Origin of the sequence: Bacteroides sp. OM05-12, from assembly GCF_003438995.1 — a bacterium.
Lineage (GTDB): Bacteria > Bacteroidota > Bacteroidia > Bacteroidales > Bacteroidaceae > Bacteroides.
Map to the genome: position 1 here is coordinate 92,099 of NZ_QSUN01000005.1, position 17,117 is coordinate 109,215.

The 17,117-nt window shown below is 37.8% G+C and carries 12 protein-coding genes and 1 CRISPR repeat array; of the genes, 8 read left to right on the forward strand and 4 right to left on the reverse strand.

The window, feature by feature from the left end:
- Position 1: 1 nt before the first annotated feature.
- Positions 2–463: a preQ(1) synthase gene (queF, locus tag DXB63_RS06385; protein ID WP_122125576.1), complete on the forward strand. Its 462-nt coding sequence runs from the start codon at positions 2–4 to the stop codon at positions 461–463.
- Positions 464–711: 248 nt separating this feature from the next.
- On the opposite strand, the gene DXB63_RS06390 is transcribed toward queF, so the two are convergent.
- Genes DXB63_RS06390 through DXB63_RS06400 form a run of 3 tightly spaced genes read right to left on the reverse strand, consistent with a single transcriptional unit; the run spans position 712 to position 1,887 of the window.
- Complete coding sequence (locus tag DXB63_RS06390; RefSeq protein ID WP_122125577.1) at positions 712–1,011, reverse strand: DUF3784 domain-containing protein; 300 nt, start codon at positions 1,009–1,011, stop codon at positions 712–714.
- Positions 1,012–1,015: 4 nt separating this feature from the next.
- Positions 1,016–1,609: a hypothetical protein gene (locus tag DXB63_RS06395; RefSeq protein ID WP_122125578.1), complete on the reverse strand. Its 594-nt coding sequence runs from the start codon at positions 1,607–1,609 to the stop codon at positions 1,016–1,018.
- 2 nt (positions 1,610–1,611) lie between these two features.
- Positions 1,612–1,887 carry a DUF2089 family protein gene (locus DXB63_RS06400; RefSeq protein ID WP_122125579.1) on the reverse strand — a complete coding sequence of 92 codons (276 nt, stop codon included), beginning with the start codon at positions 1,885–1,887 and terminating at the stop codon, positions 1,612–1,614.
- Between the two features lie 506 nt (positions 1,888–2,393).
- On the opposite strand from DXB63_RS06400, the gene DXB63_RS06405 reads away from it, so the two are divergent.
- The 4 genes from DXB63_RS06405 to cas2 all read left to right on the forward strand — a co-directional run bounded on the left by DXB63_RS06405 (position 2,394) and on the right by cas2 (position 8,514).
- The gene (locus DXB63_RS06405) at positions 2,394–2,750 is read left to right on the forward strand and encodes a hypothetical protein (protein WP_122125580.1); all 357 of its coding nucleotides are present in this window, start codon (positions 2,394–2,396) and stop codon (positions 2,748–2,750) included.
- Between the two features lie 250 nt (positions 2,751–3,000).
- Entirely contained in the window at positions 3,001–7,122 is a 4,122-nt protein-coding gene (gene cas9 / locus DXB63_RS06410) for a type II CRISPR RNA-guided endonuclease Cas9 (protein ID WP_122125581.1), read from the forward strand.
- Between the two features lie 127 nt (positions 7,123–7,249).
- Positions 7,250–8,182: a type II CRISPR-associated endonuclease Cas1 gene (gene cas1, locus DXB63_RS06415; RefSeq protein ID WP_122125582.1), complete on the forward strand. Its 933-nt coding sequence runs from the start codon at positions 7,250–7,252 to the stop codon at positions 8,180–8,182.
- Positions 8,182–8,514 (forward strand): CRISPR-associated endonuclease Cas2, encoded by a 333-nt coding sequence (gene cas2 / locus DXB63_RS06420; RefSeq protein WP_122125583.1) that lies wholly within the window; start codon positions 8,182–8,184, stop codon positions 8,512–8,514. The genes cas1 and cas2 overlap by 1 nt, the downstream gene beginning before the upstream one ends.
- Positions 8,515–8,625: 111 nt before the next feature.
- A CRISPR array of direct repeats spans positions 8,626–11,347; the repeat unit is 34 nt; unit sequence TGTTTCCAATGGTTCAAAGATACTAATTTGAAAG.
- A gap of 81 nt (positions 11,348–11,428) precedes the next feature.
- Here cas2 and DXB63_RS06425 read toward each other — a convergent pair.
- Complete coding sequence (locus DXB63_RS06425; protein ID WP_122125584.1) at positions 11,429–13,255, reverse strand: DNA polymerase III subunit gamma/tau; 1,827 nt, start codon at positions 13,253–13,255, stop codon at positions 11,429–11,431.
- A 129-nt stretch (positions 13,256–13,384) separates the two neighbouring features.
- Between DXB63_RS06425 and DXB63_RS06430 the strand changes: the two genes are divergently transcribed.
- The 3 genes from DXB63_RS06430 to DXB63_RS06440 are packed head-to-tail and all read left to right on the forward strand — an operon-like array spanning position 13,385 to position 16,857.
- On the forward strand, positions 13,385–13,684 hold the full coding sequence (locus DXB63_RS06430; RefSeq protein WP_122125585.1) for a septum formation initiator family protein: 300 nt from the start codon (positions 13,385–13,387) through the stop codon (positions 13,682–13,684).
- Complete coding sequence (locus DXB63_RS06435; protein WP_122125586.1) at positions 13,681–14,019, forward strand: hypothetical protein; 339 nt, start codon at positions 13,681–13,683, stop codon at positions 14,017–14,019. The genes DXB63_RS06430 and DXB63_RS06435 overlap by 4 nt, the downstream gene beginning before the upstream one ends.
- A gap of 6 nt (positions 14,020–14,025) precedes the next feature.
- The gene (locus DXB63_RS06440) at positions 14,026–16,857 is read left to right on the forward strand and encodes a pitrilysin family protein (RefSeq protein WP_122125587.1); all 2,832 of its coding nucleotides are present in this window, start codon (positions 14,026–14,028) and stop codon (positions 16,855–16,857) included.
- Positions 16,858–17,117 lie beyond the last annotated feature (260 nt).

Genomic DNA, 17,117 nt, shown 5'->3' on the forward strand with positions numbered 1-17,117 from the left:
AATGGCAGATTTAAAAGAGCAGCTTTCTCTTTTAGGAAGAAAGACGGAGTATAAGCAGGATTATGCTCCTGAAGTATTGGAGGCGTTTGATAATAAACATCCGGAGAATGATTATTGGGTTCGGTTTAACTGTCCTGAGTTTACAAGTTTATGTCCCATCACCGGACAACCTGATTTTGCGGAGATACGCATCAGTTATTTACCGGACATCAAGATGGTAGAGAGTAAAAGTCTGAAACTTTATCTATTCAGTTTCCGTAATCATGGTGCTTTTCATGAAGATTGTGTCAATATCATCATGAAAGACTTGATTCGTTTGATGAATCCGAAATATATTGAAGTAACAGGTTTGTTTACTCCTCGTGGCGGTATTTCTATTTATCCTTATGCTAATTATGGGAAACCTGGTACAAAATATGAAGAAATGGCTCATCACCGTATGATGAATCATGGTATGAAATAGAAGCCTGATTATTATACATACGGTCGATTGATTTTAAAGGTGCGGTCCTTTGTTTACAAACTCCTATCGTTTGCAAACAAAGGACCGTATGTATAAAAAACACTTAATGGGAAGATTCTTTTTGCATCTTATCGACCAATTGATTAATAAATATCTTTGGTCTTTTCAGCCTCTTTTGTATTTAGTATATCCTTTCCCTTTTCTTAGGGTTGAAAGAGCTTTCTGTACTTTCATTATTTGTCATTTCTCTATGTATGATAGCTTTGTGCTTTGATTAACATGAATATGACCACTGCTGCAATAATTCCTATTTGCAACCAATCAGCCCATACGCCCAAAGTCAATGACATACTAATCCATTGCCAAAGTATAACAAAAATACCTAAACCAATAAGCATGTTACGCATCATGGAGGAAAGTCCATCGATGTCCACCTTGGCTTTTTCTTCTTTCGACATAGTATTGTAACCTGCAATCAGATTAGGAAAACGTTTCACCAAAAGACCACATAAAATGAGAATGCCTCCGGTTATAAAGTTTACTTCCATAATTCTAATACATTAATTTGATTAATTGTCTGCAGATTATATCGCTTGCAATAATGATGACGGCATATGACAATCCTAATTTCCAACCTTTAAGATTACATGAAACTTTGAAAGCCTGATACATCCAAATGAGAACTATCACTATAAATAAGATGGATGGAAACGTAATGAATGCTCCTTTTATCATGTCCGGCTGTTGCATAATCCATTCAGGTGTGGCAGTAGTCGGAATATTCATTAGTTTCTGAACTGATTCGGGAAAGAAAAATAAATTCATCAATATAAAAGGTAGTTGAGCGAAAGCAATTGTTCCGAATACGTCGATACCTCTGATGTGTGAGGGAGAAAGTAACTTGCCGGCTACAAAGAATAATATGGAAGGAATTAACCATATAATTATATGTTCTCCGGCAAAGCACCACCATGCATTGTTCGAGGCCGGACCGAAATGCAGTAGTCCGTGATAATGGATCGGTGCTATGATGGACATAGCAATTGAGATAATAATGCCTGCAATGCCCCATAAGAGAGCTTGTATACCCGCTATTTTCAGGAACGGATTAGACAGTGTACTGAAAAAATGTTTTACGTTTGCCATAGTTATGATATTTTGTTGAGTTTGATAATCAGATCGTCCAATAAATTACGTACGGTAGGATAGCTTAGTCCCATACTCTTTGCCATATCCTTTAGGCTACCGCTTGCTTTCACGAAGTCTAAGACAAAAGTTTGTTCCTTTTCTGTGAGACGGGCTAGGGGAGGAAGTTCAAATTCTCCGCATACTTTAGTGCCGCATTGTTCGCAAAATAGTTCGCTTACTTTTAAAGATGTATCACAGCCGGGGCACTGTAAAGGCAATCGTTTCTTAATTTCCATTTTGTTAATCCATAAGTATTGTTTTGCAAATATAGAATATTATTTTAATATTGTCAATTATATATTTAATAAAATTGAATTATATATTCGTTTTATTCATTTTGTGAACAACGTTTTCCATAATCTGTTCTCATGTTTGGAAATCTGTAACTATGCTGTTAGGATTATATTTAATTGCGATATTGAAATTAGGGAGAACAGAAACTAAAATCTACTCTAAAAAATATTTTCGTTTCAATTCTTTCTAAATTTTATTTATCTTTGCACAAAATGTCGGAGTATATCCGGCATTGTTGATTAGACATAATATTATCAGAACAAGAAACTGGCACTTTCAAAGACAAAGATAATATGATGTCTGCGCTAGCTTGTATTGCAATAAATATAAGTTCTGGTGCGGGCATGCTGTATTCTCTTTTGTCAGGTATGCCAGTACCTTTGTTCTGGGATTACAAGTATGCTTGCACCTTTTTAAATAAGGGTGAGCATACACAAAGACAAAGAGTATGAAAAACCCGGAAACACAAGCTTTACGCAGAGCTTTGACGAAAGTGCGCAGACAAAACAACAAAGAAAAGGCTGAAATATTAAAGCCGTTTTTAGAGATGCTGGATTTAAGTATCAGTTCTGATATGTTATTCTTTAGCAAAGATGATCCAGAAAGTATTTTCCCTTTACCTCTTGATAATATATTTGGTTTGCAAATGGATGAAGATTATCTTTATCTATTTTGTCAGAATGGATATGTACATATTCTCGGGATAAGAGAAAGAGGACACTTGGTTCAATTTTTGGAAAGGAAACGTCCAAGTGTTTTGGAGCAATTTAAATATTTTCTTTGGAGTTGCTTCGGTAAATCATAGGAATGATATTATACCATATAATATGGTAGTCCAACTTATTATTATCAAGACTTTCTTTAGTGGTTAAAGATTGAAAAAGAAAAAAGCCCCCGATAAAGGACGAGGGCAACCTAAATGTTTTCACAACGGAATAATCCTTATTGTGACTTGCTTCAAATTAGTTTTGCAAAAATAAGAAATAATTTTCTACAAAACAACCTTCTGTAGAAATAAATTTGTATTTTTGAAAAGTTTTGATAAAGATTCTATTATGAAAAAGATTTTAGGCCTTGATTTAGGTACTACTAGCATAGGATGGGCTTTGGTAAATGAAGCTGAAAGTAGTGAAGAGCAATCATCAATAATCAAACTTGGTGTGCGTGTAAATCCTTTAAGTGTCGATGAACAGAGAAGTTTTGAACAAGGTAAGAGTATTGCAACAAATACCGATCGGACATTGAAAAGGAGTATGCGCCGTAATTTGCAGCGATATAAATTACGCCGTGAGAATCTGATAGATTGTTTTAAAGAGAATGGATTGATAACTGATGAGACTTTATTGTGCGAGAATGGTAACCAAACTACTTTTCAAACCTATCGGTTACGTGCCAAGGCTGTAACGGAGGAAATCTCATTGGATGAATTGGCGCGTGTTTTTTTGATGATAAATAAAAAGCGTGGCTATAAAAGCAGCCGTAAAGTAAAATCTGTGGAGGAAGGACAGAAAATTGATGGTATGTCGGTCGCTATGCAATTGTATGATGAAGATATAACTCCTGGTCAGTTAGTATTATCATTATTTAATCAAGGTAAAAAGTATGTTCCTGATTTTTATCGTTCGGATTTGCAAAAAGAGCTTGATAGAATATGGATGTGTCAGCAACAATTTTATCCGGAAATATTAACGGATGAATTTAAGGAATTGCTGAAAGGAAAAAGTAAGTCGAATACAATTAAAATATTTCTAGGAAAGTATAAGCTGTATACGGCTGATAATAAAGGGAAAGATAAGCGATTGCAAGTTTATCAATGGCGTGTTGATGCTTTAACAAAACAGCTTTCCATTGAAGAAGTAGCTTTGGTGATTAGTGAATTGAATGGAGCTATTGATAGCTCTAGCGGTTATTTGGGAGCAATTAGTGATCGTAGTAAAGAACTATATTTTAATAAGCTTACCGTAGGGCAATTTCTTCTGAGAGAATTAGAACGCGACTCTAATTGGAGTCTTAAAAATAAGGTGTTTTATCGTCACGATTATTTGGATGAATTTGAAGCTATTTGGGAAAAGCAAGCGACGTTTCATCCGGAGCTTACTTCTGAATTGAAGAAAGAAATTCGTGATATTATTATATTCTATCAACGTCCACTAAAGAGCCAAAAAGGATTAGTTGGTTTTTGTGAGTTTGAAAGTCGCCAAATGGCAATTTGTATAGATGGAAAACAGAAAATGAAGACAGTGGGTTGTAAAGTATGCCCTCAGTCATCTCCTCTTTTTCAAGAATTTAAGATTTGGCATACCCTCAATAATTTGCGAGTGATTGAAAAATCATCGAACTTATCGCGTTTCTTGGAACAGGAAGAAAAGGAAACTCTATTTATGGAATTGAGTGTTAAGGATAAACTTAATAAGAAAGATGCCCTTAAATTGTTATATAGAAATTATAAGGATTTAGATTTGAATTATGAAGATTTAGAAGGAGATTGCACTCAATCGATATTGTTTAAAGCGTATCAAAAGATTATTGCAATGACTGGAAACGGAGAATATGATTTCTCTAGGATGCCGTCTGATGAAATAAAAGAAAAGGTAAAGGTTATTTTTGATGGATTAGGATATAATACGGATATATTATTTTTTGATTCGTCAAAAGAAGGGCATACTTTTGATAAACAACCGATGTATCAGTTGTGGCATTTGCTATATTCTTATGAAGGAGACAAATCAAATACAGGCAATGATAGTTTGATTCGTAAAATAACAGAACTTTGCGGTTTTGAAAAGGAATATGCCAATATAATTGCTAATATAACATTTCAATCGGATTATGGCAGTCTAAGCACGAAAGCTATTCGTAAGATTTTACCTTATATGAAAGAGGGAAGTTGTTATAATCAAGCTTGCGAATTTGCAGGTTATCGCCATTCTCAGCGTTCCTTGACAAAAGAAGAGTTGGATAAGAAAGAATATAAAGATCATTTGGATCTTCTCCCTAAGAATAGTTTGCGTAACCCTGTAGTTGAGAAGATACTTAATCAGATGATAAATGTTGTGAATCATGTGGTTGATACATTTGGAAAGCCTGATGAAATCCGTATAGAGTTGGCACGCGAATTGAAAAAGAGTGCGAAAGAACGCAAGGTTATGACTGAGAATATAAATAAGGCGACAATTGACCATGATAAGTATCGGCAAATTCTTCAAAAAGAATTTGGGTTGGTGAATGTGAGCCGAAATGATATAATTCGTTATAAATTATATTTAGAACTAAAGGATAATGGTTATAAAACACTTTATTCTAATATGTATATACCTCAGGAAAAGTTGTTTAGTAAAGAATTTGATATAGAGCATATTATTCCTCAGGCGAAATTATTTGATGATTCTTTTTCTAATAAAACTATTGAGAGCAGAAAGGTTAATATTGAGAAAAGCAATTTAACAGCCTATGATTATGTATTGAATAAATATGATATCGAAGGTGTGCGTGATTATGAAGTCCGTATCGAGAATATGTATAAAAATGGTGCGCTTCGTAAAACGAAGTATAATAAACTATTAATGAAAGAGGCTGATATACCAAATGATTTCATTGAGCGTGATTTACGTGATTCTCAGTATATAGCTAAAAAAGCCCGTGAGATATTAGAAGATTTGGTGAAGTTTGTTGTTCCTACTGTAGGTTCTATAACTGACCGTTTACGTGAAGATTGGCAATTGGTAGATGTTATGCAAGAATTGAATTGGGATAAATATGATAAATTAGCTTTAACGGAGATTGTAGAAGACAAAGATGGGCGCAAAATTCGACGTATAAAAGATTGGACAAAGCGTAATGATCATCGCCATCATGCAATGGATGCTTTAACAATTGCATTTACTAAAAGATGTATTATACAGTATTTGAATAATTTAAATGCTAGAAGTGATAAATCCAGTAGTATTTATGGAATAGAACGAAAGGAGCTCTATCGCGATAAACATGAAAAATTGAGATTCATTCCTCCGATGCCATTAGATGTGTTTAGAACAGAAGCGAAGCGGCATCTCGAAAGTGTTCTAATTTCTATAAAGGCTAAGAATAGGGTAGTTACACCAAATATTAATAGGACAAAAGCACAGAATGGTTATAATAAAAAAGAGCAATTGACTCCTCGTGGGCAATTACATAATGAGACTATTTATGGTAGTATAAAACAATATGTAACTAAGATAGAGACTGTTGGTGGAGGGTTTGGTGCTATGCAAATAGCAAAAGTTGCGAATAAAAAATATCGAGACGCTTTATTGGCACGTCTTGTTGCTTTTGATAATGACCCCAAGAAAGCCTTTACCGGTAAAAATAGCTTGGAGAAAAATCCTATCTATTTAGATGAACTTCATACTCAGCGAGTGCCGATAAAAATTAAGACTGTAACTTTAGATACAATTTATACGATACGTAAAAGCATTTCACCGGATTTAAAAATTGATAAGGTTGTTGACGTTAAAATTCGTAGGCTTCTGGAGAAACGTTTGGTAGACTATGGAGGAGATGCAAGAAAAGCATTCTCAAATTTAGAAGATAATCCTATTTGGCTGAATGAAGAAAAAGGAATTTCTATTAAACGAGTTACGATAACCGGAGTAAATAATGCAGAACCATTACATTGTAAGAAAGATCATAATGGTGAACTGATATTGGATTCTGAAGGAAAAAAACAACCTGTGGACTATGTAAATACAGGAAATAATCATCATGTTGCTATTTATCGCGATGAAAAGGGAGAATTACAAGAAAATGTTGTTTCCTTCTATGAAGCAACAGCTCGCGCTATTTTAGGTGAAGCCATTGTGAATAAAGCTTATAATGATTCTGAAGGTTGGAGTTTCTTATTTTCTATGAAACAAAATGAGTATTTTGTTTTTCCAAATGAGAATACAGGCTTTGATCCCAATGAAATAGATTTATTAGATCCGGATAACTATGCATTAATCAGTCCTAATTTGTATAGGGTACAGAAGATAACCTCAAAAGATTATGTGTTTAGGCATCATCTTGAAACAACAGTTGAGAATAAAAAAGAACTGCAGAATATTACTTGGAAGAGAGTTACTTCACTTACTAACTTTGATAAAATTGTTAAGGTCAGGATTAATCACATTGGGCAAATAGTTTTTGTTGGTGAATACTAAATTGTGGTGGAAAAGAAGATTAAGTATCTTGCAGTAGGACTAATAAGTAGATCGAACTTTATTAAGTCATAGCTGATATCCTTGTATATTTTATAATCGGCAGTAATAAACTTTAAATACTAGTACTATGATAAAGAAAACACTTTATTTCGGAAGTCCTGTTTATCTGTCCCTACGGAATGCACAATTAGTTATAAAACTTCCGGAAGTGGAGAAAAGTGCGTCTTTGCCGGATACATTCAAAAAACAGTCAGAAGTTACGAGGCCGGTTGAAGATCTAGGTGTTGTGATATTAGATAATAGGCAGATCACTATAACTTCCGGTGTGCTTGAAGCTCTTTTAGAGAATAATTGTGCTGTAATTACTTGTGATAGTAAGAGTATGCCTGTTGGATTAATGCTACCTTTATATGGAAATACGACTCAAAATGAGCGATTTCGTCAACAATTAGATGCTTCTCTTCCTCTAAAGAAACAACTTTGGCAACAGACTATCAAAACGAAGATTGATAATCAAGCTTCTGTTTTGAATGATTGTGTAGGAGAAGAAATGAAATGTATGCGCGTTTGGGCAAATGAAGTAAGAAGTGGAGATCCTGATAATTTAGAAGCGAGAGCAGCTGCGTATTATTGGAAATCTTTATTTGGTTATATTGAAGGATTTTCTAGAGATCGTGAAGGAATTCCGCCTAATAATTTACTGAATTATGGTTATGCAATACTTCGCGCGATAGTGGCTCGTGGATTAGTGACAAGTGGTTTGTTACCGACATTGGGTATACATCATCATAATCGGTATAATGCTTATTGTTTAGCTGATGATATAATGGAACCTTATCGTCCTTATGTAGACAGGTTGGTTTATCAGTTAGTGCAGTCTTATGGATCTGAATTGGAATTGACGAAAGAAATAAAGGGGAGTTTACTTTCTATTCCTACTTTGGAAGTAAAAATAGGAGGAAAACGTAGTCCTTTGATGGTTGCTGTTGGGCAAACGACAGCATCACTTTATAAATGTTTCAGTGGCGAACTTCGTCATATTTTATATCCGGAAAAATAATGGATCGTTTTAGCGAATATCGTGTTATGTGGGTTCTTGTTCTTTTTGATTTACCAACGGAGACAAAGAAAGATAAAAAAGCTTATTCTGATTTTAGAAAGAATTTACAGAAAGATGGCTTTACTATGTTTCAGTTTTCTATTTATATCCGTCATTGTGCTAGTAGTGAAAATGCTGAAGTACACATAAAAAGAGTGAAGTCCTTTCTTCCAGAGTTTGGTCAGGTTGGAATAATGTGCATAACAGATAAACAGTTTAGTAATATTGGATTGTTTTATGGAAAGAAAGCTCAGTGTGTTAATACTCCGGGACAGCAATTAGAGTTGTTTTGAAAGTAAAAAATCCCATTTTAAGATGGGATTTTTTGTAGGAAACAACCTTCTTTTTTATTTTCTAAATCTATGTGTAATGTATTAATACACAGATAGTAATGTGGGTTAAGTTGTTTCCAATGGTTCAAAGATACTAATTTGAAAGCAAATCACAACTAAAATTGTGCAGACAGAATATGGTTTCCAGTTGTTTCCAATGGTTCAAAGATACTAATTTGAAAGCAAATCACAACAAGATGATAACAGACCTACCCGTGTTGATTGTTGTTTCCAATGGTTCAAAGATACTAATTTGAAAGCAAATCACAACGTGTGTGTGTGTGTGTGTGTGTGTGTGTGTGTTGTTTCCAATGGTTCAAAGATACTAATTTGAAAGCAAATCACAACCCCGGGTGGGTTGGTAGACCATAATTATAGTTGTTTCCAATGGTTCAAAGATACTAATTTGAAAGCAAATCACAACTGTGAATCTGCAATGTTCACAACTACATTGTTGTTTCCAATGGTTCAAAGATACTAATTTGAAAGCAAATCACAACAGTGTGGAACAAAGCTTACTGGGTGGAAGTGTTGTTTCCAATGGTTCAAAGATACTAATTTGAAAGCAAATCACAACACAACGTCCTACCTTCAATTAATACAAAAGTTGTTTCCAATGGTTCAAAGATACTAATTTGAAAGCAAATCACAACGAATGTTATCACTGTATTCGCATTCAATAAGTTGTTTCCAATGGTTCAAAGATACTAATTTGAAAGCAAATCACAACATAGAATAAACCGTTTGCCTGAGACATTTGTTGTTTCCAATGGTTCAAAGATACTAATTTGAAAGCAAATCACAACTGCGATAGTTTGGTCTATCAATTATAAAGGTTGTTTCCAATGGTTCAAAGATACTAATTTGAAAGCAAATCACAACAAGATTGCAAATTGAAATTAGAAACATATTGTTGTTTCCAATGGTTCAAAGATACTAATTTGAAAGCAAATCACAACTTCTCTATTGAAGGAAACGTAGCACCTAATGTTGTTTCCAATGGTTCAAAGATACTAATTTGAAAGCAAATCACAACTACCTCTAACCTCATAAAATCATGCAAAGAGTTGTTTCCAATGGTTCAAAGATACTAATTTGAAAGCAAATCACAACTCTTTTCCATAATCGTATTTTTTAATTAGTGTTGTTTCCAATGGTTCAAAGATACTAATTTGAAAGCAAATCACAACTATCGTCTTTCCATCATTGTGAGATGTTTGGTTGTTTCCAATGGTTCAAAGATACTAATTTGAAAGCAAATCACAACCCATAGTTGCAGTTCCAAATTGTTCGTAAGGTTGTTTCCAATGGTTCAAAGATACTAATTTGAAAGCAAATCACAACAAATACACAAACAATCATTCAACACACATAGTTGTTTCCAATGGTTCAAAGATACTAATTTGAAAGCAAATCACAACTCCCCAGCCTGTGTTAGTTTCTGGATAAAGGTTGTTTCCAATGGTTCAAAGATACTAATTTGAAAGCAAATCACAACTAAGCAATTACAGATAATCGACCGCCTTTGGTTGTTTCCAATGGTTCAAAGATACTAATTTGAAAGCAAATCACAACACCTTGCAGAACCATCGCCTTATGGAAGGGTTGTTTCCAATGGTTCAAAGATACTAATTTGAAAGCAAATCACAACTCGGCAGCCCATCTATCGTGGTACTCAAGAAGTTGTTTCCAATGGTTCAAAGATACTAATTTGAAAGCAAATCACAACACAATAGCATTATTAATACCATTCATAGTGTTGTTTCCAATGGTTCAAAGATACTAATTTGAAAGCAAATCACAACTGATCGGTTAGTTGCATTAATTCAATATCGTTGTTTCCAATGGTTCAAAGATACTAATTTGAAAGCAAATCACAACTTGTATAAGATAAGGGAGAATTTAGAAAAAGTTGTTTCCAATGGTTCAAAGATACTAATTTGAAAGCAAATCACAACTTCCCAAGATGTGATCTGTACAGTAGGTGCGTTGTTTCCAATGGTTCAAAGATACTAATTTGAAAGCAAATCACAACTTCCCAAGATGTGATCTGTACAGTAGGTGCGTTGTTTCCAATGGTTCAAAGATACTAATTTGAAAGCAAATCAAAACTAACACGTTGCCGTGTGGCAATAAGACCTTGTTGTTTCCAATGGTTCAAAGATACTAATTTGAAAGCAAATCACAACACAAATTGAAGCGTGGTTCACCGAAATGTGTTGTTTCCAATGGTTCAAAGATACTAATTTGAAAGCAAATCACAACGTACCGTCAAACGGTGTATCCTGATAATTGTTGTTTCCAATGGTTCAAAGATACTAATTTGAAAGCAAATCACAACAGACCTGTCTAACTGATTGATATCAATTAAGTTGTTTCCAATGGTTCAAAGATACTAATTTGAAAGCAAATCACAACGTAGCGACGCCTGGACGGACTTCGGCGACAGTTGTTTCCAATGGTTCAAAGATACTAATTTGAAAGCAAATCACAACCCAATAGATAACACTAGGGCTTGCATTAAAGTTGTTTCCAATGGTTCAAAGATACTAATTTGAAAGTAAATCACAACAAGTCGCTCAATTTCTTCGCTTCGGATGTTGCTGTTTCCAATGGTTCAAAGATACTAATTTGAAAGCGAATCACAACTAATCTTCGCCATTCCGCGCATGGGGCGAGGCGTTGTTTCCAATAATTCAAAGATACTAATTTGAAAGCAAATTACAACACATTCGTCAATAAGTTCACGAAGTAGTTCGCTGTTTCCAATGTCCCAAAAATATTCATCCAAAAGCAAACTATAGCATACTAAGCTTTCATTTTATTTATGTAAGTTCTTCCTAACGCTTCAAAAGCTCTAATTAAAAGATCTGTATTAATACAATTCCAATCCGAATTCCTCTTTCAGTTTCAATAGCTCGGGATTCTTTTGACTCATCATCTGGAAACGTTCCACTCTGCTGTAAGCACGGATATTCTCAGTCGGGGCACTTACGCGGACGGTCATTGTTATCTTCCGGTTATGTAACTTATTTCGCAAATGGTCTTGTATCTGCGGGATAAGAGGAGTCATTATTTTCTCTACAAGTTCGTTGTCCACAGCGACCTCAAAAGTCGTATCGTTCAGTAACTTTGGTTTCATGTTCATCATTCGCCCGGCAGTTGCTTTCTCTTCTACCGGAAGTTGGTTGGCATACTCGCGCCAGTAATAATCCAAATCCTTTTCGTTGAAAATGAAATCTTCCGCTATTTCGGTCTGTACCGGTTTAACGGTTGCTGTTTGCTGTTGTTGTACCTCTCTGCTTGCCGGATGTTTGATAGATACGCCAAGACTGCCCGCCTTGAATACGGGAATCTTTTTCTCTTCACTCTGTTGTGGAATAGGATTTTGCCGTATCGGTGGAGTATTGGTCGGCTGGGCTTGAGGTGCTACACCTTGCTGCACAGTTTGTGACTGTACAGATGAAGTTGATGCAACTGGAGTTCTTGCCGATTGTTGTGCCTGGACAGATGGTTGGGCTTGTGCCGGCTGAGCCTGAGCACTTTGCTTATTGAATATGGGTTTTATAGCTTGTTCAGGGCTACGCCCATGAGCTGTGTCGTCTGCATCCGCCGTCAGTTGTGCCACCTGAATCAGGGTTATTTCTACTAGCAGACGTTTGTTTTTGCTGGCACGGTAGTTCAGGTCGCAGTCGTTGCAAAGTTTCATTGCCTTGTAAAGAAACTGTGGCGGGCATTTTTGTGCTTGCTGTTGGTAGCGTTCACGTATGCTTGCGCCCACTTCCAGTAGTGGAAGGGTGGAAGCATCTTTACTGACAAGCAGGTCACGGAAATGAGATGAAAGTCCTGTAATAAAGTGACTTCCGTCGAATCCTTTATTTAATATATCGTTGAAGATAAGCAGGGATTCGCTGATCTTATTATCCAGCAGGCAGTCTGTCAGGCGGAAATAGTATTCATAGTCCAATACATTCAGGTTGTCGATAACATTCTTGTACTGTATGTTTCCTCCTGTGAAGCTGACTACTTGGTCAAAGATGGACAATGCGTCGCGCATACCGCCGTCTGCTTTCTGGGCAATGACATTCAGTGCTTCCGGTTCTGCGGTAATACCTTCCTTTTGTGCCACATATTGTAGGTGCTCCACTGTATCGTTGACCGTAATGCGGTTGAAATCGTATATTTGGCAACGGGAGAGGATAGTAGGCAATATCTTATGCTTCTCGGTAGTAGCGAGAATGAATATGGCATGATGGGGAGGTTCTTCCAGTGTTTTCAGGAATGCATTGAAAGCTGCCTGCGAAAGCATGTGCACCTCATCGATAATATATACTTTATATTTCCCTATCTGTGGCGGGATACGCACTTGTTCTATCAGTGAACGAATGTCCTCTACCGAGTTATTGGATGCCGCATCCAGTTCATGTATGTTGTATGAGCGTTGTTCGTTGAAGGCCCGGCAAGATTCGCATTCGTTGCATGCTTCTCCGTCTGCCGTAGGATTCATACAGTTGATGGTCTTGGCAAAGATACGTGCGCAAGTGGTTTTCCCCACACCTCGCGGTCCGCAAAACAGATAGGCGTGAGCCAGTTTCTGACCTGCTATCGCATTTTTGAGTGTCGTAGTCAATGCCTTTTGTCCTACAACGGAGTCGAAAGTTGAAGGACGGTATTTTCGTGCCGATACAATATAATTCTCCATAATAAGGGATATTCTGCTGTTTTTTCTGTTTTTGCAAATGTACATTAAAAGAATGAAGAATGAAGAATGAAGAATGAAGATTTTAAATAAAATAGTTATCTTTGTCCCGTATTCAATTATCAATCAGCCATGAGTAGGTTACTAAGCGTCTGGAATTTTATCCGCAGGAATAAATACTATATTACCATCGGATTGTTTATCGCCATTATCGGTTTTCTCGATGAAAACAGTCTGCTTCGCCGCGCTAAGAATAAACGTGAGATTATGCGTCTGGAGGCGGAGATCCGTAAATATCAGGCTGAATACGAAGAAAGTACGAAACGTTTGAATGAATTAATGGCAAATCCTGCGGCAATGGAGAAGGTGGCTCGTGAGAAGTACCTGATGAAGAAGCCGAATGAGGATATATATGTATTTGAAGAAGAATGAAACAATATCAATCGATGATTTTTGGAGCCGGAGCGATTCTGGCATTGTTGGGAGCGGCGGTTATGATTACAGGTTGGGAGTATGCTCCTTATATATATTGTGTAGGAGCGTTGCTTATCGCTTATGTACAGCTGACCAACGGCTATAAAGGAGATAATGTCACTATCAAAAGATTACGTAAACAGCAGGTATTCGGTGCGGTATTGTTATTGCTTACCGGCTTGTTCATGTTTACCACGCAGCATAACGAATGGGTTGTTTGCCTGACTGTCGCTGCCGTTCTTGAATTGTATACCGCTTACCGCATTCCTTATCTGGAAGAAAAAGATAAATAGTTTCTTATGATGGACGATATGCCTGATTCCCTTCAAGTCAGAGAGATTGAATTAAGCAACGGATTTACGGTTTGGTTGAATGAAGACCACAACCAGCCTAAAGTATTCGGTGCGGTAGTTGTCAAAGCCGGAGCTAAGGATTGTCCAGATACGGGTATAGCCCATTATTTTGAACACATGATGTTCAAGGGGACGGACAAGATAGGGACTACGGATTATGAAGCGGAAAAGGAAATACTGGATGCCATCGCCGATAAATATGATGAACTGGCAGCGTGTAAGGATGAAAAGCTTCGTCCGGAGTTGCAGAAGGAAATCAACCGGTTAAGTATCCGTGCTGCCGAATATGCCATACCCAATGAATTCGACAAGCTTACTTCCATGTTTGGCGGCAGTCAGCTCAATGCCGGAACTTCTTATGATTATACCGTCTATTTCAATGTCTTTTCTCCGCAATACTTCGCTCATTGGGCGGAGCTGAACAGTGAACGCTTGCTGAATCCTGTATTCCGCCTCTTTCAAAGTGAACTGGAAACGGTTTACGAAGAGAAGAATATGTATAGCGATATGATGGGAATGTTGGCAATGGAGCGTTTGACTCACCGGTATTTTTCACCGCATCCGTATGCCTATCCGATAATAGGCAGCACAGAGAACCTGAAGAATCCGCAACTGACACGTATGCGCAGATTCTTTGAAGATTATTATGTGGCATCCAATATGGGATTGATTCTGAGCGGTGACTTCCATGCGGAAGAGGTGATTCCTATCTTGGAAAAGACCTTCTCGCGCATCCGTAGCGGTAAAGCACCGGTAAGCCCGTCTGTTGTGTTGCCGGATTTTAGGGGCAAGGAAAAGGTAAAGGTGAAACTTCCCGTGCCTTTTGTCAAGATGATGGCGCTCGGATTCCGTGGTGTGCCTGCCAATCATAAAGATAAGGTAGCCATTAATATTGCGATGGCACTGCTTAATAATGAGAACGGGACGGGATATCTTGACCAGCTTTCGGTTAATCATAAGATAATGGCGGCGATGTCCATGAATCAGGGACTGAATGAAGCCGGTATCCTGGCGGTGGCTATTGTGCCTAAACTCATGTTCCAGTCATACGCTTCGGCGGAGAAGTTGGTATGGCGCGAGATAAACCGTGTGAAAAAAGGAGATTTCACGGATGAGGCTTTTTGCAGCTTGAAGCTGGAGCAACGGAGGAATTATGAGTTGGCACTGGAAGACATCAATGCCCGTGCCAAGATGATGATGACACTCTATTCGCAAGGAAAGAGTTGGAAAGAATATCAGGAAGAGATGAGCGGGATAGATGCCTTGACGAAAGAGGACGTGGTGAAGGTGGCGTGCAAGTATTTCACGGATAATTATCTGTATGCCACGAAGAAAACGGGCAATTACCCGAAAAACAATCTTCCCAAACCTGATTTTGAACCGATAGTACCCCGCAACGGTGATGCGGTATCCGAATATGCGCAGAAGCTGAAGGAACTTCCGGTGAAAGAGGTGTCACCACGTTTTGTCGACTTTGCCAAAAATGTAAAGAAAGTGACCTTGGCTCCTTTGGCAACGCTTTATCTTACACCGAATCCGGTGAATAAGATTTTCACACTGAGGCTTTCTTATCATGTAGGCTTTATAGAATATCCCGCCTTGGTACAATTGAATGCTTATCTGCCTTTCTTGGGCACGGATACCATGCCGTTTAAGGAATTTCGCAATAAGCTGCAATATCTGGGCAGTGTACTCGAGTATGACGTGGAGGAACATAAATTCCATATAAAACTATCCGGCTTTGATGAACATTTTGCCGAGTCCGTCCGTCTGCTGGGGCTGTTCATGCAACACGTCGAGGCGGACGACAAGCAGTTGAAGCAGTTGGTGAATGAAGAAAAAGTAGCGGCAAAATCATTCTTCAAATCCAGTGAAGATGTGGCGGAAGCCTTGTTTCAGAAAGTGAAGTTCGGGAACGGATCTTCCAAGCTCACCAAACTTTCACTGAAGGAAGTGAAACACCTGAAAGGTAAGGAGTTGCTGGAGCTGTTTGATAAAGTGAAGCATACGGAATGTGTTATGCATTATTGCGGCACGTTGGGTGAGAGTGAAGTGGTGGATACGGTCGGGGAGTGGATGAATCCGGATGAGATTACTTTGCCAGCCTCCAACCGCTTACGCGATTTGCAGGTGTATGACCGCCCGAAAGTTTATTTCTTCCATGACGGAAAAGTATCCCAAAGTATTATTTACGGGTATATCTGCGGCGATACGTTGAAAGACGAGCGTACACGCCATACTTCCAAACTGTTTTCCGGCTATTTCGGTGGAGATATGTCTTCTCTGATGTTTCAGGAAATCAGGGAATTTCGTTCGTTTGCCTATCGTGTGAGGGCAGAATATGAATTACCTTTCCGGCGTTGTCCCGACAAATCCGGCTGCTTCGTAACCATGTTGTCCACGCAGAGTGACAAGACGACGGATGCGCTTGAGGTGCTGGATGCTTTAATAAAGGATATGCCCCTGAAACCCGAAAAGATTCCGGCCGTACGTCAGGCGTTGGTAAACAATGTCAATAACAATTTCCCGTCTTTCAGGGAGCTGTCGGCACGGGTTTCCCAGTGGGAAGAAGACGGTCTGGCTTCTGACCCGAATGAAACTTACCTGCATAGTCTTTTGGCGACGGATATGGAAGATGTCGATGCTTTCTATCATTCTCAGGTTCAGGGACGCCCGATGGTCTATGCCATTGTAGGAAATGAAAAGAGCATTGATATGAATAAACTCTCGGCCTTTGGAGAGATTATCAAAGTAAAGAAGGAAGATATCTACAGATAAGCGGAAAGCATCCTTAACAAACTTATTTATTAGTGAATGTTCAGGTACTTATTAGCTCGTTTTCACGGGTTAACAAGCGCTTTTGTGCTGACTCATTGTCTGTCTCACAACAGGTGCATTAGCTATTGCACATATTGTGAGATAGCTAACGCACCTGTTGTGGAATAGCTATTCCACCTGTTGTGAGACAACTACTTGATAAAGGATATTGTATTAGTTATCCCCAATGTTTAGACTACTTTGCAGGGAGGCGACAGATA